The sequence below is a fragment of the Acanthopleuribacter pedis genome (genome assembly GCF_017377855.1).
Lineage (GTDB): Bacteria > Acidobacteriota > Holophagae > Acanthopleuribacterales > Acanthopleuribacteraceae > Acanthopleuribacter > Acanthopleuribacter pedis.
In genome coordinates this window covers 356,992-383,514 of record NZ_JAFREP010000005.1, presented here as the reverse complement: position 1 = coordinate 383,514, position 26,523 = coordinate 356,992, and the positions used below count along the sequence as shown (strand labels likewise).

Sequence of the window (26,523 nt, the reverse complement as noted above, 5' to 3'; positions counted from 1 at the left end):
CCCATCGAGACACCCCGAAAGGTGGCCACAGAGAAGGGGATCCTGAACGGCCTCAAGGAACCGGTGAGCGCGGTCCACACGAGGCCAAGCCTGATATTACCCCAAAATTCGTTTTCACTGAAGGATAAGATGGCGAACGCTATGGTGATTGATGGATCTAATCCAACTCAAAAAAAACACTATCAACCATGAAAATACATATAACTTTAAATCCAAAATTCTCTATTCACAAACCCCTAAACACCCACTTATGAAAACCCGCAAGCCAAGAGACAAAAGTGCCGCCTCGAAAAAGCGGCGCTTTTGTTGGTCGTTACCTGGGAACCACGGGGACCATACCCTTATCCGCCGCCAGTTGTTCGGCGTTGCCAACCTCAAACGCGAAGGTAAGGTCGCCCACGCGGGTACCCAGACGATCACCATCGAACCAGAGAACCCAGCTATCGCCGGTGAGACGCATGACTTCGGTCAATTGAAGCCGGCCCAGGTTGCCCCGCGCGGTGAAGCCGAGGTACTGTTGCAGGTCTTGCTCGCTGGAAACCTCGGCCACCAAACGACGGCCTTCCAGGCGCACGTTTTTGAAGGCATCCGCGGAAAGGCGCAATGCCGGCGGCAAAACAACCTTGGTCCGCCCTCGTCCCTTCTCGTCAGCGGGGAAGGTTGCCGACAAACGTCGGTTTTCTCCACGACTGTCCGCGCTGAAAATCAAGGCGCGCTCCGGCGAGCCGGTTTCCATGCGACCACCGAACCGGAAGGTGCGATCACTGTGAACCGCAATGCGTCCCGCGCCGCCACGGCCGTCGGCATCCTCGCCGCCGCGCACATCGACCAGCCCGGCACCGGACAGGTCGGCACACTGAATGAACACCGAGCCGCCTGAAGAGAACCCAAGACCGCGCGCCAAAATGCGACCGTCAATCACAATTTCCGGTGCAATCAACACCACGGCGCCGCCACCGCTTTTCCCGCCACCTGGAAGATTGGGTTGGACGATGGAACCATAAACCGTGCCTGGCTGACCGGACAGGGCCGGGGTCCCATGGGCAGGGTTAAAGGTTGCTTCAGACTGGCGCCAACCGCGACCATTGAGATCGATCAAGGAACGGCGATCAATTTCAATGCGCTCGGCGGCGGCGATTAACAAGACCCCGGGCTGACCGTCGGCGAGCGGGGCATGGGTCAACCGAGCGCCGTTGCGCAGCTCAATCGAACGGGCGATCAGGCTGCCGTTGAGTTCCAACTCGGTGTTGTCGAGCACCAGCGCGTTTTCGGTTTGGTAAACCTCACGCACCCATTTCTCACCGCGCACGGTTTCCACGATAGGGTCCACATCGGCCAAAACCGGACCGCCTCGGCTGGGTTCAACGGCACCAGCCCCATCCGAGGCAGGCGCGCTTTGGCGGATCGCCGCGGTCCCCGAGCGTTTGGCGAGTGGCCCACCGGCCGGGTGCTGCCATAGCTGGGAAACCTGGTTCGCCGTCAAGGTATTCGCCCAGATTCCGGTTTGGTCCAAAGCCGCGAAAATCGGTCTCAAACCATTCGCGCCACCCCCGATTTGGAGACCGGGGGTCAGGCCGCCATTGGCGGACAAGGCTTCATCGGCCACGCGGACGCCATTTAGGTAAACCGCGACGCTACCGCCCGGCGTACCTGTCACCACCAAGTGGTACCAAGAACCGCTGGAAAGCGGCGGGGCGGCGGTCGCGTTCACGCGCCCGGCTAAATCGAAAATGAGGCGGTCCTCGATAGTGAGCCCAAGGGCCCAATCGCCATTGGCTTGATGAACCAGAATTTGCTCGGCTTGCTCCTGAGAAGGTAAACGCTCGGGTTTGAACCACAAACTCACGGCAAAACCGGCGTCCAGGTCGGCGGCGTCGGCAGCGCGCAAGCCTACCCCAAAACCGCTCACGGAGAGCGCCTGACCGGAAATACCTTGATCAATGGGCACCCCGTCAAACAGATCGAGGTGGCGGGTTCCCGCCTGATCCGCCACCACATTGATGGGATGGGTTTCGTCGACCCACACCAGGTCGGTGGCAATCCCATGCCGTTCTCTACCCGAGCTATCGGCGACGGTTCCGTTGACACCCTCGTTGAGCCACCAGTGAGCGGCCAAATCAGCAGCGGTCACCGAGGAAACGGCATCGTGCTCGGCGGCGGTTTGGAAGGTAAAGCGCAGGTCGTGCGCCACGGCCTCGGCGTCAAAAGGCGCGCGCCAAACCTGGGCGTTCCAAATCAGGCCGTTGGGATAGTAATAACTGTCGTCGCCTAACTCGACCGCGTCGACCTCGCTCGGATCCGGCCAGCTCGCCATCGACCAAGAAACGGTGCGCTCGTGAACCAAAACACCGTCGACATACAGGCGAACCACCTTGTCGGCCACATCCACAACCCCCACGGCGCGGTGCCAGCGACCGTCGTCAAAACCGAGATTACTTTGAACTTGTTGGTTTCCAATGCTGGAGGTTGGCCGCGCCAGGAATTGAACGCGCCCGCCGTTTACCTGGAGCGCGAGCAGTGTGTTGAAGCCACGGCTCACCTTGATGAGTTCTTGCCGGGAATAACTGGTCTTGGGATCGAGGCGGAACCAGGCGGCAAGGGTGGCACCGCGTGCGCCGGCCAAGAAACCGTCAATGTTGGCGGAAACGCCGACGTGACGCCCGCGGTCGGCAAAAGAGGCGAGTTGGCGGCTCAAAGCAGGGAATTCATAGTCGTACCAGGAAGACGGAGCGCCAGGGGCGGTTGCCGCGGAAGGGTCGGACATGGTCCATGCTTCCAGGATACGGCCGGGACTTTCGTTGCCCCATTCATCCACGGCGGTGACGCGCAGGGTAACGCGTTGGTCGGGGCTGAGCCCGTCCCAAAGATGCGTGGTTTGCGGGGCGGCGATAAACACGCCGGAGGCGGCTCCGTCGCGGTAAACACGATAACCGGTTACGGTGGCCAAACTTTGCGACGGCGCTTGCCAGATGAAAGTGATCCGGTTGGCTTCGGGCGCCGCGGTTAGGTTCGTCACCTCGGCCTCGTTCACCGGCACCTCAAACAGCGCCGTATGCGCCTGCCCGGACACAACCATCTGTTGCAGGCGTTGGGCGGGAAGCACCTGTTCCCAAAGGGCGAATTCGTCAACCACCCCGTTCAGCGCGCCGCCGCCACGTACCAGGTGGCCGAAACGCCAGGGCTCCGCCGTCAGCGAGGGATTGCCCGCGATAAACCCGGCGGGGTTGCCGTCCAAAAACAGGCGGGTCCCGACATTGGGTTCCAAGGTCACGGCGAGATGGTGCCACTGACCCGGGGTCATGGCCGCGGCAGCGGTTTGGCGGGTGTCGGCCCGCGTCGCAAGGAAGGGCCGCAGCGCGCGGTCGAAGCCGACCTCTACCCCACCGTGGTGATCGGATTGGGCGATGAGGGTCCCGTCGACGCCGAGCGGCGGCGCTTGGAACCACAGGCTCGCGGTCACGCCGTTGTGACCTTGCAGTCCCTCGGCGTCCAAACGAGCCTTGGCACCGGTGGCGGCGAAATCAACGGCCTGTCCACTGTAACCCGCGACGCTCGTCAGATTGGCAACCGCCAAGGCACGGCCGCTGAATCGCTCGGGGAAGCGATGAAGCGGCAGGGTCTCGGACCAGTTCACGTTGGCGGCGGAACCGTGTTGACCGTTCCCGGAGCGGTCATAAACGGTGTTCCCTGAATTTTGGCCGTACAGGACGCGCAACAACAGGTCACGGCGCGGGGAAAGGACCGAGCCGTCGGCAGTTTGTTCGGCATCCCGCAACGGATTGGCCCAGTCGAAGGCAACATCTTCCTCACGCCAGGGCGCACGCCAAACCTGGACATCGGCCATGGCGCCGTGGAAGCCGCGGCTGGAACTTTTGGGTTTGGCACCTAACACCATCACGGGGTAATGACCCGCTGGGAAGACGCCCGGGTTGTTGCTGATCGAGGTTCGCGTGTAGGACAGTTCCCCGTCGACGTACAGGCGCAAGTTGTTGTTGGCGAAATCGACCACCATGGCAACGCGGTGCCAGGTAGCGTCGTTGAGGAAATGGCTGGTGTTGGCCGACACCGAGCTCAAGCCCGGTCCCGGTCGCGTCGCCAGCGTAAGCCGCCCGCTGCTGGTATAGACCTGGAGCGGTTCCTGCGTATTGTTTCCGTCACCAAGGTAGAAGAGCTGGTAGGCGGTGGTAGTGTTGGGAATTTTGACCCAAGCGGCGTAGGTCATGCCAGGCGCACCTTCAAACAGGTTTTCGCCGCTCGCAAGGGTTATTTGATCGTCATTGCCGGCAAAGGTCGCACCGGTCAGTGTCGGTCCGTCTTGATCGAAGGGCACGTAGAACCGCGCGGCGGGTCCCATGCCGGCCGCCGCCGAGGCGGCCGCGGTGGCAACCTGACGGGTGGCGCCGCGACTAAGGTCACCCCCTTCGGTTTCGGCCTGAACGGTTACTTGGTGGGTCGCACCGGCCGACAGACCGGTAATTTGATAGGAACGCGCGGTGGGTCCCAGACGGACAGGTGCACCGCCGTCAACCGACACCAGCCACGCGGCCGGACCGGGTTGGTTGGGTCGGGTGCTCCAGGAAAGGTCAATCCGGTCGGTTGAACCGGACCAGGCCAAGTCGGCGACCATCGCCAAGGACAGACCGGCGCTCAGCGCGGACAAAGGTTCGCGACCCAATTTGTCCAGCGCGGTAGGTTCCGGCTGGGTACTCCACAGCATCCATTCGTCAACAGCCCCTATCAGCGGATCGTTCCCGCCGACGCGACGCGCCAACGACCAAGCCCCGCCGGGCTGGGTGACGGCGAGGAGCGGCGCCTCGGCAACCGCGACCCCGTCCACCCGCAACTGGTGCGTGGTTTCGCCGTCACGGCGAACCACCAGGTGGTGCCATTGCCCCGCGGTCAAGGCGCCGGCGGCGGTCAAGGTTGCGCCGTCGCCGGGCTCCCACACCAACTGGTCCTGGCTATCCACGTACAGATGGGCGGCACCGGCCTCGAACAAGGTCATGGTACGGCCGACCTGTGACGGCAGGCTGTCCAGCCGAACCATAAGCGAACTCGCGAAGGACGATCCGCTGAAGGCCGGCGCGCTCCATTCCCGCGCACTTTGGGTGCCGTCGAAAACTAAGGCGTTGCCAAAAACACCGTTGGCGGTGATGGTTTGCGGGCCGTAGGCGCCCGGCAAACCGCCGATGTGATCGGGCACGGCAAACAGGTGTTGGCTGCTCGTCCCCCATGCGGTGCCGACGAGAATCCCGTTGTTTTGGTGATAGGAAGTATCAACCACGGACCCAGTTTCGCGGCCGTCCAACGGCCAAGCAGCCACCAAATCATTGGGGTTCATGGAGAAACCGTATTGTGAGGCAACGCGCAAATCGGTTGCCTTCCCGGGATACCGGTAATCGGCGGTCACGTCGTCGGCGTTCCAGACACCACGCCACACTTGGACGTCACGCAGGTCACCGTCGAAAAAGTTGCGGTCGCCTTCACCGCCGAGTTGCAGGTAACCCATGCTGAAGTCCGGCAAGGGACCCGTCCCTTGCAAGGTGCCGTGGCGGATGAATTGACCATCGCGGTACAACGCGATCCGCCTTTGCGTGGTATCGATGGTTGCGACCATCCGGTACCAAACATCGGGCTGGAACCCACCGGTAGAGGCAGTCGCCCGCCTGGAACTCGGGCCGTAATCCACATAGCAGTAAAACTGGGTGGAGGAAAAGAACAGTTGCACCAACTCCTCGTAGCTGTTGTCTGGGTGACGCAAGGTCAGCACGGCCTGGCTACCGCTGAAGGTGTTGCCTTTTGCCCAGAACGCAAAGGTCATCCCCTCGGCTCCCCGGGCGATATCCACGCTGTCGGGGAAGTTCACGTGACCGGCGCGGTTGAACGAAAGCACGCCTTGGTCCGCGCTGTCGCGGTTGAAGGACCACCAGGCATCCGGCTTGGCAATCAACGAAGTTCCGCTTTCCGACAAGGTGGTGAACGTGGCGGAAGCCGGCTCGGCTCGGTTCCCGGATCCGTCGACGGAGGTCACGGTCACTTGGTAGGCTGTTTCGGCGGAAAGGCCGGTGAAGGTATAGGTCAAGGTTGTGCCGTCGACTTGGATCGGCGTGCCCCCGTCCAGGCTGATTTCATAACCGGCCAAATCACCGGCGCTGTCGCCCGAGGCGGTCCAGCGCAGTTCGGCCTCCGTGGAAGTCGGCAGCGCGGTCAGCGCGGTGGCCGGTTCCGGCGCGGTTTTGTCGCGAACCAAGATGTTGGTGGTAACCGCGGTTGACAGGCCCGCGCCGTCGTACACGGAAACGGTCAGCGCCATGCTTTGGTCGCCGACCACCACCGGCGTGGTGAAGTGCTGTTCGTCGACATGGTCGGTTGGTGCGCCCGCTAAGGAAACAGGTCGCGTTTCGTCATTGAATTGGTAGGCAATGCGGTCCAGACCATAGTTGTCGGCAACCTCAACCCGCGCGATAAAGGACTGCTCGGCGTCGACGGCGTCGTTTTCCAGAGGTTGGCTGACGGTCAGAGTCGGTGCGACCGTATCGGCGGGCAACACCTGCAGGTTGCGGCTGAGACGCTGGACATTGTCGAAGGCGTCGGTCACGGTCACATCAAGGGTGTAGGTTGCGGCGGTCGCAACGACCGGCGCGGTAAAGGCAAAACGCCAAGGGCCTGCGCCGGTTCCGGTTTCGGTACCACCGTTGAAGGACAGGGTCGCCCCGGTCACACCGCTCACATCGCTCGCGGCCAAGTCGACGGCAAAAGCCGCACCGGACAGAACCGCATCATGATAAGGCACATCGAACACCAAGCTGTCGATGGTCGGCGGGTTCACCTCGTAACCGTCCAGAATCGGCACGATCAATTCGGTTGCATCGGCTTCCAGGGTAGCATTGGCCTGCAAGACACGGCTGATCGGGGCGCGGCCGCGGAACGACCAGCCCGCGGTCGGTGCCGGTGTAATCGGCCGATCAAGGGTCAGGCTGTAGAAGTCGTGCGAAACAACGCGGTAAACCTGATCGGTTTGCAGATCGATGATTTCCATGCCCGCAAAGGCCGGCCGCCAATAAACGCCGGACATCCTAATGATGCGTGGGTCGCTTGGGGTTTCGGTTAAGCTGTGGTTCCCAACCGCGGCCAAGGGTGTGCGGTAAAGGGTCACGTCGGCATAGGCATCGTTCAGCACATACAGCTCGCCGTCACGCGCGCCCCGCTTCTTGAGGTAAACGGTGCCGGCACCGGGCAGCACGTTGCTGTCGGCGCGTTTGGGTGACTTGGCACTGGGCAACCGGACCAGTTGGTTGTCGTCGTAGTACAAAGCGACGCGGCCGGCACTGCCATAATCGGCAACCACGGCGTCGGCGGAAACCAACCCATTGCCGCGGATCACGCCCACGTCGAGCCACAGTGAACCGCCGGCGGGGCCACGCGCGGTGAGGGCGCCGTCGAGCTGAACCACGTCGGCGTTCAGTTTCAACACGCCGCCGCCAAGGTTGCCTCCTGGCAAGTCGGGCTCAAACACGGAACCGTAGGCGTAACCCTGGGGATAATCACCGGCATGGCCGTAGCCGTTGGAGGCGATGCCCGGTCGGCCCTCAAGGCCTTTGTTGTCAAGGTTGAGGTGACCACCGCTTGCAATAGTGAGGGTCTGGACCTGGAGGCGCATGCCGTAGAACGGATGGGGCAATCGCTCCTTATTCGGCGGCAGGGTTTGGCCATGGGTCAAGACACCGCCGTCGCCAAGGGTCACACGCGCGATACTCAGCGATCCGTTGATTTGCAGCGTTCCGTTGCGCACCACCAGATCGGTCAGGTTGGTTGTCTCATCTACGCGTAAGCCGGTCGAACCGCCGTCCAGCGTCCAAGCAGGTTGCGGCAGACTCAAACGGCGACTCCAAATTTCACCCGCATCCGCGCGGCTGCTCGGAACGATTTGGTCGTGGATCACCAAGTGATCCGGCGTGTAGAAGCGCGCATTGTCGGTCACGTGAATGCGGTCCAAGTGAAGCTGGGCTCGCAGCACGGTACCGGCGTTTAAGGCGGGCAGGCTACCGGCAACCGTAATCGAGGTTTTGGTGTTGTCGGTGATTTCGAAGGTTTGCGGCGTGCCGTCCTCGTCGACGACCAGATGCAACCCGCGCAGGTCGATGGGGTAATCGGCGTCGGGGTCGTCAATGCGATTGCCGTCGATCACGGCGGCGTCACCGAGGGTGATTTGCCCAAGCGAGGGAACCCGCGTCATGCCGGCCAGGGTCAAGCGACCGTTGCCGAGCAGGTGCAATTCCCCGTGGGTTTGCGTTTCGGATTTCATAAAGACCGTGCCCGAGCCGGTGTGATCGCGGTCGACATCCAACACGCTAGAGCCGGAGTAAACCGCGCCACGTGCTTCCACCATACCCTGCCAAGCGGATCGGTCGCGGGTGTAAACGGCAACACAACCACCACCGGCCGCGGAATCCGAGGTGCGCGTATAAACCGGCGCGTTGGCGTGAATGCGGCCGTTGCCCTGCAACTGGTCGGCGGTCAGCCACAAAGCACCACCGGGGGCGACTTGGCCGAGGTCGGGGTTCAGGCCGGGGAACAGGGTGCCGTCGACGGAGGCGTTGACGGCCTCAATGCGCAAGCGAGACATGCCCGTCGTTACCCGCCAGGGTCGGCGGAAATCGCCGAACCGCACCGCGCGCCAAGAGGTTCGCGCTTCGCCGCCGTAGTTGACGGGTGCGGCGGTGGTGAGGCTGACCGAACCCGTCCCCCAACGCAGCGGTTCGCCGGCGTACACCACGCCCTGCAGGGTTGAACCGGCATCTACCGTCAGATCGGTCGCGGCCAGGTACAGCACGGATAATACCGCGTTGTTGGCGAGGGTCACCGCATCCGCGCTGAGGGTAGGCGTCTCTTGATCGTCCTCGGCGATGATGAAGGTGCCACCGTCCAATTGAACGTTGTTGATTTGGTTGGCCGCGCCGTTCAAACGCAGGCTCGCCCCGTTGCGCAAGGTCAGCGCGGCGTAGTTCACCGGCCGCTCGATTTGCATGCTGTAACCGTCGAGGATCAAGTGACCATCGACCATCGCCGGGGGCTCAATGAAGGACCCCTCCCCGTCAGCAAAGACGTGACCTACCGGAAACTGGCTGTCGGTGACGATCTTCAGGCTCGCGGGACCGAGACGGCAATCGGCGCACAAGCGCACCTCGCTCACCCGCACCACCGGTTCGATCAGATCGCCGACCTGGAGGCCGCTCAAAACCCCGGTCAGGGTGAAGGCGGTACCGCCGTCGCGATTTTCAGTGGCTTCGATGGGGAACAAGGCGGCCATATCGCCGTTGGCGGCCAATTGGTAACCGCGGAAATCGTCGGCCAGGTTCATGCCTGGCACAAACAAGGTTGAGCGAACGCCGTCGTTGCTCAGGGTGAAGTTGGCGTCGAGGGTGACGGGTGCAAAACTCGGCAGCACGGTTTCCCGTTCGCCGGCGACACCCAAATCGCCGTTGTCGATGATCAGGCGACCGTAATCGGCGGCGCGGTCTTTGAGGAAGAAGGTGCCGGAACTGCCGTCGGCGCGGGTATCCGCAATAAAGTTCGCGTTTACCAAGGTGTCGTACACCACGGCGATGCGGCCACCGCCGTTGGGGTTGTGGGAAGTGGGGTGTTTCCCGGCGTTCAGCGTGATGTCGCCGCTGACGGTACCCAGATCGAGTTGGATCGAGCCGGCCGCGCCGTTCGCGCTGGTCACATCAAAGGTGCCGCCGGTGAGGGTGTCGGCTTTGAGGTAAATGCGCGCACCGGTATAGTTGAGGCCCACCCCCAAACGGTCGGGTGCAAACAGGGACCCGTAGGGACCGGCGAAGTTGCCGAGGGTGCCGCCGTGATACCAAGCAGCGGAATTGTCCTCGCCGCGGCTATCACCGATGCGGGTGCCGCCGAACCAACTGGTCGCATCCATGGTCACCGAACGCGCGGTCAGGTGGAGCCAAGGTGTGTATTGACTCACCGCGACGCTCCGTTCGGGCGGCGAATGCAGCACTTGGCTGTTAACCAGGTTCAGGCTGTCGAGGGTGATCGGTTTGTCGAACCACAGTTGGCTGTCCTGTAATTGGAAGGCCTGCTCGGCCAGGTTCGGCGCGTCCAGAACCAAACGCAAGCGGTTGTTGTTTAAGGACATTGGATTGGGCAAGCCGTTGAGGCTCCGCGCCCAAATCGAATTGATTTTGTCGCTTTGATCCAGCAGCAGTTCACCGATGGTCAGGTCCCCGGCGAAGTAGAGCTGGGCACCGTTGCGCAGGTGCAGGCGGTCGAGACGCAATTCAAAACGGAGTTCGGTACCGGCGGGCAAGCTCGCGGGCAGATTGCCCTCGGCGGGTGCTTCCAGCATCAGTTTGCGCGCGTCGTTGTCGCGAATGCGCGCGGCGTAGTCGACGCCGTCCACGGTGAATTTCACCCACAAACCGCCGAGCCCCGACGGCAAATCGCTCCAGGTCAGGTCGTCGATCACGAGCGGATCGGGATCGCTGTCACCCGCGGACACGGTCAAACGCGCCGGGCCGACAACACCGGTCATCCGGTAGCGCTGGTACAAGGCTGAGGCGCTATGGCGGTTGAGGGCGTCCTGATCGACGATCAACTCGCCGTGGGTTTGGTCGGCACCTTTGACAAACAGGGTGCCGCCGCCGTAGGTCTGGTGCACGTTTTCCGGGGTGGAACTGAGGATGGTGTAGCGGTTTAAGAAACCTGCATCGCCCCCGTGGTAAAGCGCCATCCGGCCCGGGTTGTTGCCCGTGGTCAAGGTTCCGCTACCGAGGAAGTTGTTCGCTTCCAGCCAAATGGAACCACCCGCGTATTGGGAAACGCCGGCCGCCGAAACGGTGCCGTCCAGTTGGAAGTCGGCACAGCGGATGTGGATCGCGCCGCCGCCGCGGTAGATTTGTGCTTCCGGTCGGAACAGCGAACCGTGAATCGGGTTGGTGGAGGCGGTGCCGGTATCGGAATCGCGTAAGGCGTGGTAGCCGGCGTGGCTGTAGTCATTGGAACCGCCGGGACTGCTCGAAGCGCCGCCGTTTTCCCCGTTGGTTTCCACGCGTGAGGTTGCGTCGAGGGTGAAGGTTTCGGCGACATCCACATTGATACGCGCCGGGGCAAACCCATCGCGGTTGGCCGCGGCCGACCACAGCGAACCGTTGGTTAGGGAAACGGTGGTCGCGGTCAAACCGAAGGCACGGTCCGAAACACCGGAATACAGCGAGCCGCCGTCGACTTCCAGGGTTTCGACGCGAACCGGTTGGTAATAAGTCAGGCTCGCGCCGTTGCGCAGGCTGATGCGCGCCACATCCAAGGGGAACTGGACGGTGAGGTGGAAATTGTCCAGCTCGTAAATCCGTGTGCCGTCGTCCTGGGTGAGTTCACCCGAACCATCGGCAAACACGCGGGTATCCGTGGCGCCGATCCGCGTAACCGGGGCGTTGATTTGGCCGCCGTCCAGAACCACGTCACCGGTGACCTGAATGGGGTCGGTGGTGTACAGGGCCGCACCGCCGCGGGCGACCAGGCCGCTGAAGCGGTGGAACGCGGTGACAGAGACCCCCTCGGCCAAACCGTTTATCGGGCCGGCCAGGGTCAACGCCGTGGCGCTTTGTTCCGTAATACGTTGCGGTTCTTGACCTTCGAGCACCAGGAACATACCCACGAATTCACGATGGGCCGGAAACGCGCCGGTTAGCACCGTTGGGGTGGTGCCCGCGCCGGCAACACGGATTCCAAAAATGGGCAACACGGTTGAGTCAACACCCGCGGTTTGACCGCCGTTGTCGACGATCAACCGGCCGTCCGGCCAAGTCGGGGTTTTGATGAAGGTCGTTCCCGCGCCCGCGGAGCCATAAAAAGACACCTGGTCGTAACCGCGCGCGCTTAGGCTACCGCTGAAGCCGCTTTGATCGTCAACCCAAAGGGCAATCCGGCCGCCGCCGCGAACATAACGGTAATCCACCTTGCCGTCGGCTGAAATGGAACCGGACCCGGTCAGGCGCAAGCCCTGTAACCAGGCCGCGCCACCAACCTCACCGACACCCACATCGAGGGTGCCGTTGAGGACCAGTTCGTCAAACCGCAGGCGCACCACGCCGCCGAGTCCGCCCGCGAAGGAACCGGGCTCGTAAAGCGAACCACTGGTATGCGGGCTGCGCGGCTCACTGTTACCACGCAAACCGGCGTGGGTCCAATACCCATCCGTTCCGCCGTCCACCTTTTTGGGGGCGACTTGAAGGGTGCCGTCGATCACGGCTTCGGTCGCCTGGATGTCCAGCATCGGCGCGGATGCCCAAGGCACAGCGTCCACCGTCGCGCCGGCGGCGACCACCAGCCGGTCGGTCATCAGCGTGCCGTTTAGGTGGAGGGTGGCACCGTCGGGTAGCTCCATTTGCGGCACGGCCAAGCTGCCGTCCACACTAAAGGCAAGCCCGGTGGGAAGGGTCATGGCCGGGCCTTCAAAAGCCCCTTCCAGACCGCCGCCGCGCCGGATCACCGCATCGTCGCGCAGGAGGTGGGTAACCCCATCGCCGGCGTGCAGGAAGCCCCCGTCAAAGAAAACCGGGGCACGTACCAGACCCGCCTCGCTCCTAAAACGGCCGCCGTCGACCACTTCCACGGCATCCAGCGGGTAACCGATATGCAACCGGTCCCCGTCGGCAAAAACCGGGAAGGCCTCATTGGCTTCAGAGACGATCTCCGTGCCGGAATTGAAGTCGATCCGCTTGCGGTTCTCCGGTTCACCCTCGCGCCACACGTAAAGACCGCGGTAACGGTGGTAACCGGCGGGTTCGGGCAAAATCAGGTGGTCGCGGTAGCCGTCAGGACCTTGTTGCGTCGGCAGGAATTGGATATCTTGGCCGACAATGCCGGTAAAGTAAGGAATCGGCGTGGCCGCGGCGACCTCGGTGGTAGCCAGGCCCGCAACCCGCAGGATGTCGCGGGTTCCATCGGCATAAGCCGGGTCGGGAAGGCTCAAGAAGATGGTGCCGTGACCGCCGCCCGCGCGGCCCAAAGCCTGCAAGCTCAGGTTTTCACCGGCGCCGTAAACGGCAATGCGACCGCCCCCGCCGCCGGGCATCCCGGCGATTTCATCGCTTCGGGTGGCGTAGGCGTCGGCACTGACCAAACCGCGGCCCTGTAGGTTGGGACTTTGCAGCCAAATGCTGCCGCCCGCGCCGAGGTACGGGAACTTAGCCCAACCACCGCGCGCGGTAACCTCGCCCTGTAACCATAAGTTGGGCGCCTGCAAGCGGATCGCGCCGCCGCCGGAATAGGCGGCGACCAACAACGGCTCAACCATGGAGCCGTGGGTTTTGCGCAACGAATCGTCGTCCACGGACAGACCGCCGTGGGAAGGATAAACGGTTGCCCCGGGGTACAGGCTGAAGTCGGGGAAACCGGCCTTGTCGGCGCGTATGGCGCTGCCGGCGGCAATGACGAGGTGAAGCCCCACGTCCAGGTCGGTCACCGCGGCGTCACCCAACAATTCACCGGAAGATTTCGAAAGCGTAACCTCGGCGCCGTTGACCAGTACCAAATCTTGCGGCGCGTGGGCACCGTCGATAACGTGCGCTCCGCCGACCAAAATCAGGCTTCGGTTGTCAAAAGCGGTGGTGTAACGGCCGATGTTCAGCGGGTTGTCGGCGTCGAACACCTCGCCGTCAATGTTGTTGAGCGTGATGGTTTGCGAGGTGCGGTTAAAACCAAGGTCATCCACATCCACCACAATGCGCACCTGTTCGCGACGGCTCGCCGACGGCGGCAACACCAAACGATGGGTCACCTCGTGGTTGGTTTCGGTTAAACCGGCCCGCAGCACTTCTTCCCCCTCGAAACGCACGGTCACCACGGCCAAGCCGTCGGGATCATTCATGCGCAAACGCAGGTCCAGGTTCAAATCGCGGTCGAGGTTCAGCGGCATCACCTGGCCGTCGACATGGCTCATCACTTCCAAATCGGGTGCGCCGCTAATGTCGCGGTTCAACACGTTCACGGGGATACCGAGCCGTGTTTCGTTGCCACGCCGGTCGCGGGCGATCAAGTTCACTTCAACCACACCGGAGGCGTCCACCGGTGGCACGCGCACCTCGGCGGTGAAGCGATCACTGCCGAACGGACCGCGGTAACCGGTTCCCAGCAGGAAGCCGTCGTAGGTGACGGTCACGCTGTAGGCGTCGACGGTGTCGGCAACCACCTCAAACGTGCGCCCCTCCTCCAGGGTGAGCGTTTCGGTAGGCGAAACCAGGGTCAAGCCCGGCGGGGTGATGTCGTCGGCAACGTTAAGGGCCCCGGTCCAAACCACCTCTTGGTCGAAATGGTCGCGAACGGTAATCGTCAGCGGCAACGGCCCGTAGGGAATGCTGTCCGGCAGCGGCGGATTAAAGCTCGTGGTTGAACGAACCCCGCCGATGTTGCGCGTGACCGCGCGTTCGGGGTAATCGTCCGCAACAACCGTCATCGACGCCAAGGCACGGTCGTCTTCCAGCACCAAACGCATCTGGGGCCGCAAAACGGGATCGTACACCGGCGGCAGTTCAACGGTCAGGGTCGGCGGTAAATCAACGGCCATGCTCAGGTCACCGAGAGTCAAACTGTTCTGCGACAGCGTGATCGCTTGGTCCAAATAAGCCAAGCCGGCACGGGCATCGGCAGAAAGCGCGAACGTGCCGTAGGGTACCTCATCGATTTGGAAGGCACCGTCCGCGGCGGACACGGCCGAGGCGTAAACAATGTCGCGCTGGTCCACCACGTTCAGCGTCACCGCCGCCGCGGGATTGCCGTCGGGCAGCAACAAGCGGCCCACCAAGGTTCCCACCGGCTCCAAGTGAATGTCCAGGGTCGCGGTTTGTCCCGGCTGCATGGAGGGATAAACCACCAAACCCACTTGATTGGTCGACGGGTGGCGCGCGGTCAAACGCAAGGGTTCGGCGAACACCCGTTCGATGCGGTAGGCACCGTCGCTGTCGGTGGTCGCGGTTTGATGAAACCGTTCGGATACGCTGTCGTAGGCCAAGCTCACCGAGGCACCGCTGATCGGGGTGGTGCCGTTGCTGTCGTAAACGGTCCCCACCAAGGTACCAACCGGCTCGACCTGAATATCGTAGCCGTCGGCAAAGGTGCCCGGCACCGCGATGCGACCGGCTTGGCGCAGGCCGAAACCACGCGGTTCGTCCACGATCAAATCGGTTTCTTGGTTAATCGGCACCACGCGCATGAAGTACCGGCCGTCGCCGTCGGTGCGCGCGGGTTGGTTTTCGGCCCAGACGGTGACATCGGCCAAGGGGTTGCCGTCAACATCGGTGACCTGACCCAGATAACCACCGGCCGGAACCAGGCGCATCGCGCCGAAGGTGGTTGCGGCGGTTTGCGACAGGGCCACATCGCCGAGGAAGGCGCCGTCGTCACCGCTTCGCGCCCAAAAACGCGGTGCCGCGCCGGTTACGTTGTAAACATAAACAAAACCACGATCATCGGTGGTGAAGGTACGGCCGTCTTCCAATTGAACGACCTGGCCGACGGCGTCGCGCCAACGGTAATCGTTGACCTTCACCGCCACGGTGGCGCCGGGCGATTCAATGTACAATTCGTAGTTTTTCACCGCACGACGGTCCGCGTCGTTTTCGACCTGGACCTTGAGCACGTTGTAGCCACGCACGGCGCCCTCGGGGAAGGCCGGCACCTGCAACACCACCGCATCGGCGTCGGCAACCAGGAAGACATCCATCGATTGTCCGTTCAGCCAAACCTTGGTTTTTTCGGGCAGGTAGTTTGAATCTTGTTCGGCCTCGGTCACCGGGATACGAAGGGTCGCCGGCATTTGGGTCACCCGAATCCCGTCGGGGAAATCAGCCAACTCGGGCGGGGTGGTATCAATATAAATATCACCCAAATCAGTATCGGTCGAAAAGGGACCCACCGTCATGCGACGGGTACCCTGACCGGTCACGGTAAGGGTGAGCACTTCCCCTACCGGAACATGGCTTATTTCAAAGGCCCCGTCGTTGCCGCCCATCACGCCGCGGCTCGAACCGCGATAGGACAGGCTCGCGGCAACACCGACCCGCTGTTCCGCTTGCGCGATCAAACGACCGCGCACACGCACGGTCGCCGGCCCGGTGAAATTAAAGGCGTTGGCACCCGGTTGCAACTGCACCACCTGGTCGAAGGTGTACCAGCCCTTCAGCGTGGTAATCTGTAAACGAACCTCGTCCAAATCAAAATCCTCGAGCTGAAACTCGCCCCGTTGGTTCAACGAAACGGAATCGAGCAACTGACCCGCGAGCGAGAAAACTCGCACCGCGCCGGGATACAACGGAATGGTGTCCGCATTGGTCACCACGCCGGAAATGCTCCGCGCGGGTCGCAGTACCCAATCCATCTCGAGCATGTCGGCGTCACCCACAACCAATTCCGTTTTCAGCGTGTTGGACAAGGTTTCGTCGCCGATCACCACGCGGTAAGTTCCGGGATAAACATGTTCCAAGGAATAGAAACCGTCGTCGCGGCTGACATCGCGGTACACCCGCTGCCAACGCACACCGTTCTGCCGGCGCCACAATTCGATCATGGCGTCGCGCACACCGTTCGTGCCACCCTCGGCAAAAATGCGCCCGCGAATCTCGAAGCTGGGCTGGAACGTCAGATCGCCCGCGGCCGAACCACCGTCCTCAACCAGGTCCAGTTCAAACGAATCCTCGCTCCACATAGTGCGTTCCGCGTCATAGGCCCGCGCGGTGTAGGTCCCCATCGGAATATTGGTTTGTAACCAGCCACCGTCGGCGAACAGGGCGGCCTGGCGCATCGCGCCGCTTTGTTGGTGTTCCAACATCAGGTGGCCGTAGGTGACCGGGCTGCCGTCCGAGAGGAAGACGTTGCCGGACAGGGTACCGACCCCACCGAGCTGAATGGTCACATCGGTATGGGGCAACACGGCGCCTTCGCCGGTGCTGTCACTGATGCGGAAGGCCTGGCCGGTACGCGGCGAGAAGGGATCCTTGGCAAACACGGTCATCCCGCCGACCCGAATCGGCTCGAGGCTGTAGCGCCCCTGCTCGTCGGCCTGGGTAATAATCTGAATCGGCTCGTCAACCCACACCTTGGCGTAGGGCACCGGGGTTCCGTCCTCAAACACAACCTGACCGGAAGCGGTGGTCATTTGCCGCAAGGTCAGGACCAGGTCGACCTCGTCGCCGTGGTTTTCCAAATAAAAGCTTTGCGTGTCTGATTCGTAGTTGCGGCTGCTGAGCGCGACCGCCGACATCCGTTGCCCCAAACGCGCGCGCCACCAGGTGAAGCTGCCACCGGCGTCGGTGTTGAGGTAGGTCCAAACATCGCTGCCGAAACGGATCGGATCCTGAATTCGCACCCGCACCGGGAAATCAATGGGCACGCCCCGTTCATCCAAAACTTGACCGCGCACCACACCCCAACCGGGGAATTGCACGCTGTGTTCGACCCGTTGCGGATCATCCGGTGAAATCGTAATCGGGGTGTAGAGGTCGTCGCGGTAACGAGGTTCTTTGCCCCATACCGTGTAGGTGTTGGGGCGCAGGTTGTACAGCAAGAGTTGCCCGTTTTCATCCGTGTAACCGGTGGCGCCGTCGAAAACACCCTCGCCGCCGCCGTTCACACTGACCGAAACGTGGGCCGCGGGCGTACCATCAGCGTGCAATACGTTCAGCAACAACTCGTGCATCGGGCTGAAGCGCACCACCGGTGTAATGGTTTCGCCGCTTTCGCTGATTTCAATAAATTCCAGCGCTTTTTCCGCCGTGACATTGCTGGACACGATTAATCGGTACCTGTCCAAGGGCAAGTTGCGCAACTCGAACAGGCCGTACTCGTCGGCCCCGGTCACCAGATTCAATTCGGGTCGGCCTTCCCAACCACTCATCAGACGAATGCGCGCGTTGGGCACCGTTTGCCCCTGGTACTGCACCACGCCGTTAATGTGGCCGACCGGGTCCAAACGCAAATCAACCTGGGCGTCGGGACGGAAGGGCGTGGGTTCCACCTCGGTGGTTCCGGTTAAGCCACTGTCGGGATCCGTACCGTGCAAGCGGTAACGCCGCATCGGCAAGGCCTCAAAGTTAAAAAAACCGGGATTGCCCGTGGAAGCATCGTCCGTCACCCGTTGCGCCAGGAGTTGGCTAAAGCGGGTCAGTTGCACCTCGCCGTTAGGGATCACCTCGTTGGCGTGATCGAAAAACACACCGGAAATCGAACCCGGTGTTTCCAGGTGTAAGTAAATGTCGAGGGTGCGGCCGTCGCGCGGCAACAACACCGACTTTAGCGCGCTTAACCCGTTGCCGTGGGCGGCGCGTAACTGCACCTCTCCCACCGGTAAGTTGGTAAATTGAACGGGATTGGTGTTCGCCAAAACCTGGGCGCTAAATTCTTGTTTCACCCAATCCAGTTCGCCCAGCTCGCCGACGACCTGGGGATCCTGGTAACTGATGTCCTGGTAGGAAACCACCACGTTGCCGCTTTCCACCGGAACGCCGTCGTGGTCGACCAGGTGCACATTCACGGTTCCGCGCTGGGCCAGAATCAGGTCGTTGCGGAAACGCATTTCCTGGTTCAGCATGATTTTTTCGCCGGCCCAGTGGGTGCTGTTCGGGTGGTACACCACCAAATCCACCAACTGGCGCGAACCCGTGTTGACCAGCGACTCGAACCAATACCAACCCTCGGGATTGGTGCGGGTTTTGGCCGTCACCCCGCCAACCTCGGCAACGACCAGCGTGCCTTCCGGCGCCGGCGACACACCGTCCGAATCAAAAACGCGGCCGAACAAATTGGTCGGTTCCGCTTGGCTATTAAAGGCCAAGGTAATGGAAGGCACTTCGGCACCTTCCGCCAAAGGCGCGGGCACGTAGCTGTAGACCTCGGTTTCACCCAACAAGGGGTGGGTTCCCTGGATGGTGGTTTCACGGGTATTGAGTTGGTCGAACAGAATACCACCGTCGTTGTCGGTCACCCGCCGGTACAAGGTACCGAATACCGGCATGCCCATGGTTTCTTCATCGCTGGAGGGCAGGTAACCCCTCACTTCTACGGTCCCAATGACCGGCGCACCTTGGCCGTCGACAAGACGCACACGGATTTGCGATTGCGGTTCTTCCTGAACCACCAGGTTCTCGTAACCTTCCACCCCGACCGTGACCTCGGTGTGGGCCAACTTGGGATAGCGCAAGCCGGTAAAATGGTTGCCGCCAACCTGCAAACCCACGTGGGGGTCCCACCACATGCCGGGGAAATTACTGGTGTCAAACAGGGAACCTTTAAAGATACCCTCGTGGTCGGTGTAGGCGAATACCGGCGGTTTCAGCCCGTCGTTGGGCGGGTTGTACACCGGTGCAAACGGGATCGGGTTGCCCGCCACATCCAAGTACCGGCCGGTGATCACCGGGTCGGGGATGGCCACGATCAATAGTTCGGTGATATCGTCCATTTCCGGCGCCATGTTCACGGTGGCGTGACCGCGCAGGAGCGCGTCCCACGGCCACACGTCCCGGTTTTTGTAGGCATTCACGCGGTGGTTGCCCAAGGAGATCGGCACGTTTTCAAAAGAGAAGCTGCCGTCCGAGGCGGATTTGGTGTAGTGGTTGCCAACCTGCACATCCATGTCGGCCAAGGGAAAATCCTGGCCGTCCACGACGCGACCACTCAGGTTCACGGTGTGGCGTTCCTGGTAAACGATCTGCAGATCGGCGCGAATGAATTCGTTGCCGGCCATGGTCAGCTTGCGCGTGGCGTAACCCCCGACGCCCCAGGCCCACAAGGAGCCAATCCCGCCCGGCATCTCCTCCAACCGGAAAAAGCCGTTGCTGTCCGTGTAGGCCAGGCCGTTGTAGGGCAAGGGATACAGGTCATCGGGCGTGCGGTAGTAGTAAAACGGCCGCGTGCTGGAGGCGTGCCAGCCCACCAGCATGTTTGGCTGGGGAATCAGTTCGCCGTCGATCACGCGCACCACCTGGCCTTCGACGCGGCCGAATATCGAGTCGAAGCTAATGTCGAGCCGGTAGGGGCTGTTTTGTTTGGTCAAAAACACCGAACGCCAGGCCAGCTCGCCGCCCGGTTTGGCCGTTTTCACCACAACCTGACCCACCTCCAGGCCGTCGAAACGGTAATTTCCGTCGCCGTCGGTGGTGGTGAGCTGGGCGTAGCCGTTCAACCGTTCCTGGTTGCTCGCGTAAATCGGTGCATTGGCGATCGGCAAACCATCCGGGTCAACGAGTCGCCCAAAAATGGTGCCTTTGTCGAGGAAGCTGAATTCCGCCACGATGTTTTGTCCCGGCGCTTGCGGGGTGAATTTGCGGGATTCACGCCGGCCGTCGGCCAGTTCGACCGTGATGCGGAAATCTTTTTTACGGTCCAGGTGGCGCGCCAAACGTTCGTAAAAATGACGGTCGTATTCGTAGGGGTTGGTGTCTTCGCTGGGCACCTGAACGCCGTCTTTGATGAAGGGCACAAAGTCGAAGCGGTAACCGCCGTTGGCATCCGGCGTTTTGACATCCTCAATAATAAAGTCGCCTTCAATCACATCCGACCACCCGCCGCGAACTTCCAGATAGACCTTGGCCGCTTGGATATCCGTCCCGCTCTGGTCCACAATGCGACCGGTCACGCTGACGCCGCTGAAAAACGGATCGCCGTCAAAACTACCGGTTTGCGGGGCCATCACCGTGCCGTCGAGCGCGGTCAACCCTTCCAGACGGTAGTTTATCGGCCGATAAGGGCCGTGGGTGTGGCGCGACTTCACCACCAGGAAGTGAGGATTGTTTTGCAACTTGCCCAAAACCACCGGCGCGCCTTCGATTTGGATGTGATCACCGAGTTGCGCAATCGCACTCAGATCAAGCGGCCGCGAGAATTGGAAGGCGACGTGGCGGCCGTTGATGTCCACGTCTTGGCCGTCGAGGGGTGACATGTGTTTGACGCCGACCACACCGAACGCCCGGGACGGCACGATTTCGCCCTGCACCTGGCGCACAACCCGGTTTTCTTCGATATCCCACCGGCCGCCGACCGGTTGCAGGGTCAAGGTGGGATCCACGGTCGGGGTCCACGATCCGGTGTCGAGGAAGGTCATGGCGGTGGCGGGGTTGGGATTGAAGACGGCCTGGACGCGCAGCGGGCCGCCCACCGCGCCGGAAACCGTGATTTGCGGCGCCCCGCTCAAGCCGCCCAGCCAGGCCAAACGCCGGCCCGGCCCCAGGTTAAACACCGCGCTAAAAGGTATGTCGAGCGCGCCGCTGTCGCTGCTGACGCGGCCTTCCGGGTCGGTCACCGCCAGGGACAAACCCGGGTCCCCTTCCACCAAAACCAAGGCGAGGTTGTCGATGGTGCGGCTTTCTTCCGCCATCCAGGTCAGCAAGTCGCGATGCCCGCGCGAGGCGACCCAGTTTTGCAGCAGCGGTTCAAACGCGGCCGTCATGTTGGGTTCGCTGATGCGCGTCATTTCACGGCGGAAGCGATCAATCGCTTCGTGCCCGTCCATCGCGCCGATCACGTTGCGCAGCAGTGACAGGTGGGCTTGATCTGAATTCGCACCCAAGCCGAGCGATACAGCGGAGAAACCAAAACGTTTGTTGAGGCGGCCCGCGTCGCGACCGGCAATGGGCAGCAAATGGGTGGGGACTTCTTCCTCAACCATGTGGGAGAGGTCGTACACCTTTTTGGCGAAGCGTTTGACGTTTGCCTTGAGCGGGTCCTCGAAGCCGGCCTCAAATTCAGGCGGGAAAATCAGCACGCGGTTGGTCAGGCGTTCACCGCTCGGCGCGATCCCAATCGAAAGTTGCAGGTCGCTGGAAATGCCGTCCTCGACGCGGTAATAGGAAGCGACCACCTGACCCGTCGTATCCGCGCGCAGGCGCCAGGTCAGCGATGCTTCGCCGCCGGGCGCAATGGTACCGGCGGCCTGGCGGGGATCGGTCCCGGCCTCCATGGTGACCCCCACCAATCGAAAGGGATCGATTTCAATGTTGAAATCGTTGAGCGGCACCTCACCCACGTTGTTAATGTGCATGGTTAGGTCGTAGGGTTCACCGGTGGCGACCGTGTCGGGATGTTCGAAGGTTACGGTAAAGTCGGGGCTGCGCACATACACGCGCGCCTCCGCGGTGGAGGTGACGCGAAAAGGATCGTCATCGCCCAGATTGGCTTGGCCGGAGATGTCAAAACGCACATCGTACATGCCGGGCACATTGCCACGCAGAATGTATTCGGCAACCGCTTCCTCGGCGGGATCGATGAAATCGCGGTCGTCGCTGGTCCCGCTTTCACCGTCGGCGCCCAGGTTCACCATCGGCCGTTCCAAACCGCCGTTTTGGGTGTCGCTCAAGCCCAGCGGATGGCCGTACTTGGTCGGCGTGGGAAATTCAATTTTGGCCTGCAGGTTGTTGACGCGCACTTCCAGGCCGTCGGGTGCGGCGTTGACCACCAGCACGGCCGCGCGGAACATGGTTTTAAGGTGGTGAATTTTTCCGGGAATGACCACCAGACTCATCACGTAACCCTCGGCTTTAATGGGCGAAACGGTTTCCTCGCCCACAAAAAACAGGCTGGGCACGCCGCCAAACCGGGGTTCGCCCGCGACAACAATCCCTTCCAAAAAGGGATCGGAAATCGGCATCAGGGCTTTCAAACGCGAGGCCGGATCCCTGGGCAGCAGCACCGGAATGTTGACCGGCACCTCGGTGGAGCCCATGACCAAGGCCAGGTTGAACTTTATCGAGCGGTAGTCGTTGGGGTTAAACACATGGCCCAGTTCGGCCAATTCTTCCGGCGTCATTTCTTCGACCGTGGCGCGGGCTACCAACAATTCGGCAACCGCGTCGATGGAAACCACCGCGGGCGAACTTTCGGCCACCAGCGTGTCGCCGTCCAGGATTTGGAGGTTGGTGATTTGCCAGGTGCCTTCCTCCGTGATTTGGTCACGGGTGAGGACCAGACGGCCGAGGCTAAAATCTTGAGAAAGGGTTTGTTCGCCACCCGACGGCGAAATGAGTAACCCTTGCAGGCGCCAACCCGATTGATTGGGCGCGTCGTAAAAATAGTCGAAGACCACCGAACCCTCGGGTTCTTCCATGAGCAAAATACGCCGTTCCGGTGAAATGCGGAACCCCTGCTGTTCGATGCGGAACACGGCCGAGGGCAGATCGGTCGTGCTGCCGACCGAGGTCGGGATTTGAAAGGCAACCGCGGGCAGGCATGCCAAGAATAGGCCCAAAAACCGGAACATAGGTCCTCCAAGGTTGGCAAACCATCGTCGGGTCGATGGTTTATAAAAGGTCACAAAAACGAATGGATGAAAAAGCTGGGTCTCAAGGTTGAGGAAAGGGTGGATTCACGGTCGGGAAAACCCGGCGAAACCGCCACGTGGGAAACCGGCCGACAAAGTTTGGAAAACGGCCCTTAATAGGGTCCGCGCAAAAAGTGGGCGTCGACGGCGAAAAAAAAACCGCAAACCAAGAACAACATCAGGCGCAAACAGCTTAAAAAACAAATCAAGGCGCCGCGGCGCCGTGGGACAATAATTTAGAAACACTGAAACGCCGCCCTCGGTGGAAAACCGCGGCGCCCCTCACATCATAAGCCAGGTATGGTTCGAAAAAAGCAAAGAATGAACGGCGGAAAAGGCTTGAGGGACAAGCCCCGTGGGCATTTTCGCGGGGTTTCGGCGCGGCCTGGTTAACCGCCGATATGGTACATCTCGACCTTGGTTCGTTCGGCCGGGGCGACCGCGCCGCGTTCTTCCGAATAGCGATCCGTACGCGCACGCCAGGCCGTCGCAATCGCAGCAACCAAAGTTTCCTGATCGGCGCCGTCGCGAACCAGGCTTTTGAGATCGTAACCTTCGGCCGCAAACAGGCAATGGTAAACACGACCCTGGGCGGAGAGGCGGACGCGGGAACAGGCGCCGCAGAAGGGCTGGGTCACCGAGGCGATGATGCCGAACTCGCCGGGGCCGTCGTCGAAGCCGAACCGGCGGGCGGTTTCGCCGGGGACGCGGGGCGGCAAGGGGTGGTGGGGGAAAACGGTGCCGATTTGGGCCGCGATTTGGGCCGCGTCAAAGACGTGGTCCCGTTGCCAGGCGTTGAGGTTGCCGACATCCATAAATTCGATGAAGCGGGGTGTGACACCACGCGCACGGAAATAGGCGACGATCTCGGCACATTCACCCTGGTTAACGCCTTTTTGAACCACCGTATTGGTTTTGAGTGGCAGACCCGCGGCGAGGGCGGTGTCGATTTGCGCCAGCACCGATTCGAGCGGGACCTTGGTATCGGCAAGCCGGGTGAAGACCTCGGGTCGCAGGCTGTCGAGGCTGACGGTGGCACGGCTGAGCCCGGCCGCAACCAGGTCGGCGGCAAAGGTGCCGAGCCGCGAGCCGTTGGTGGTGAGGGCGATGTCCTCGATGCCGTCGATCTCTTTGAGCATGGCGATCAGCAGCGGCAGATCGCGGCGCAGCAGCGGTTCACCGCCGGTCAGGCGCAGCTTGGTGACCCCGAGCGCGGCAAAGGCGCGCGCGATGCGGGTGATCTCTTCAAAGCTGAGCAACTGGTTTTTTGGCAAAAAAGTGTAGGTGCGATCGCTGGGCATGCAGTACCCACAGCGAAAATTACAGCGGTCCGTCACGGAAATCCGTAAATCGCGCAGCGGCCGTTTGCGTTGGTCCCGAATCAAGGCGCCTCCCCGGTCTTCAAGAAGCCCATTGTAACCCAGGCGACGGGAGAAGCCGGGCGGAATAAGTGACGCGGCCGAGTATAGACGCCGAGTTAACCCGAGGGAAGCGTCGCTACCGGACAGCCAAAAAATTCGAGCAGGGCGGCGGCACTCCCCACCCGTTTCTCGAACGGCTGATTGGGTTCCACCGCGCCGTGTTCCGCGTAAATCGCGGCCAGGGCGCGATCCGCGTGAATCATTTGCGCGCCGGCCGAGCCGGCCCCGTCCGACACGGGACAGCCTTCCTTGAGGTCAAGCAACCAAACGGGTCGGTCGGCGACCTTGGGCGGCGACATATCGATCACGAGGAAGTCGCCGCAGAACGCTTTTTGATTGCAGCGAAACACCCAGAAGTTGGGTTTGCCCAGCACCAAATCGCGGGCAAAGGACCCTTCTTCGCTTTTGAAGGCGAACAAGCTGTAGAGATAGCGGATTTGGTGCCGGGTTTTCTCCTGATCTTGCTGGAACCAATGGAGTAAGGCTTCGGGATGGTCCACCATGTGGCCGTGCAACAACAGCACAACCGGAGCCCGTTTCACTTTGCGACGCCCAACTTTTCCTTTAACCAAATCCCTGCCACCCCACGCGAGAACCCAACGCACACACCACCGGCGCACAGGTCGTTCGGCCATTGTAGCCAAAATGAAGGAAAACGGCGACGACCAAGGCGGGCGAAGGCCTGGGCGGCAAACCCGTGAAGGGGTAGCAGCGAGCTCGCGAATTTACAATTCGAGATGACCCCCGTCGCAAAACGGCGGTTTCTTCGTTGCTTTACACGCGCAAAAACGGAACTTACGCGACGACCGCGCTTTGTATTCCATGGGTTCGATGCCGGTACCGCCATGGGAACCGTCACAAAACGGTTGCTCTTTGCTGCGCCCACAGCGACACCACCAATAGGTTTTCCCCTCTTCCAACTCAATGGTACTCGGCCCGGTTTTGTTGATCTGAATCTTCTCCGACACGGTCGCCCTCCCGAACACACGGCGCTTGACGAAACACCGGTAGATGTCGATCTCTAAAGGATCCGACGGATTTGGTTTTGATGGGTGGACACCATTATAGCCCGTTGCGCTCGTGCCCAAGGTTCTGTCCAAGGATTCTCAGAAAAACCGCCCGGCTCAAGCCAACGCGACATCGAGACGGCTTAGGGAAACCACACCGTTGCTCCTCCCCACCGTCGCAACCCGTCGACGAGAGTTTAGTGCCGCGCCAAGGCGACCTCGGTGATTTCGCGGGCGTTCATGTCGACCAACAAACAGGGCTGTTGCGACGCCAGCGCGTATTCCACCACCTGGCGGCGTACCTGGCCGTTGCGGATGGTGCCCGCCTTGTCCTTGCGCTTGACTTCGACGATGTAGTCGCAACCGTCGCGGCGGACCACGTAATCCGGGGTGATGCTGAACGCCTGCCGTTCGCCGTCAATCAGCAGGTGGTACACAAGCCTCGGTTCGTCGTCCACCAAATCGTAACCCGCTTTTTTGAGCAGGCGTAAGGCGGCGCGTTCGGCCCGCGACCCGCGTCGGTTCAGCCAAAAACCGGTCCAACGCCGCCACCTGGCGGTGAAGAATCGCGTGGCGAAAAAAACAGCGAGCATCAGCACGGCCGCCACGAACAAGGGACGCAGCGGATCGGCCGCCAGCCATTCGGCGCAGGCGAGCCAGGCCCGCCACAGGACCGATGTGACGCTTTCTGTCAACTTTCCCGCTCCCTTCTTCAACTTTTTGGGCATTGCTACCGAAAAGCTTTTCAACCATACAGCAAAGGGACCTTTTTTCG

5 protein-coding genes are annotated in these 26,523 nt (G+C 61.5%); all 5 read right to left on the bottom strand.

The window, feature by feature from the left end:
- Positions 1-313: 313 nt before the first annotated feature.
- The 5 genes from J3U88_RS08095 to J3U88_RS08075 all read right to left on the bottom strand — a co-directional run bounded on the left by J3U88_RS08095 (position 314) and on the right by J3U88_RS08075 (position 26,443).
- The gene (locus J3U88_RS08095) at positions 314-23,260 is read right to left on the bottom strand and encodes a LamG-like jellyroll fold domain-containing protein (RefSeq protein WP_207858162.1); all 22,947 of its coding nucleotides are present in this window, start codon (positions 23,258-23,260) and stop codon (positions 314-316) included.
- Between the two features lie 449 nt (positions 23,261-23,709).
- Positions 23,710-24,705 carry a GTP 3',8-cyclase MoaA gene (gene moaA / locus J3U88_RS08090; RefSeq protein ID WP_207858161.1) on the bottom strand — a complete coding sequence of 332 codons (996 nt, stop codon included), beginning with the start codon at positions 24,703-24,705 and terminating at the stop codon, positions 23,710-23,712.
- A gap of 92 nt (positions 24,706-24,797) precedes the next feature.
- Positions 24,798-25,313: a hypothetical protein gene (locus J3U88_RS08085; protein WP_207858160.1), complete on the bottom strand. Its 516-nt coding sequence runs from the start codon at positions 25,311-25,313 to the stop codon at positions 24,798-24,800.
- 153 nt (positions 25,314-25,466) lie between these two features.
- Positions 25,467-25,709, bottom strand: a complete 243-nt coding sequence (locus J3U88_RS34600; RefSeq protein WP_207858159.1) for a CDGSH iron-sulfur domain-containing protein — start codon at positions 25,707-25,709, stop codon at positions 25,467-25,469.
- Between the two features lie 236 nt (positions 25,710-25,945).
- Positions 25,946-26,443, bottom strand: coding sequence for a hypothetical protein (locus J3U88_RS08075; RefSeq protein ID WP_207858158.1), 498 nt, complete (start codon positions 26,441-26,443; stop codon positions 25,946-25,948).
- Positions 26,444-26,523 lie beyond the last annotated feature (80 nt).

Excerpts from the sequence above, each read along its gene's own strand:
- J3U88_RS08095 (WP_207858162.1), bottom strand. The coding sequence starts at position 23,260 with ATGTTCCGGTTTTTGGGCCTATTCTTGGCATGCCTGCCCGCGGTTGCC.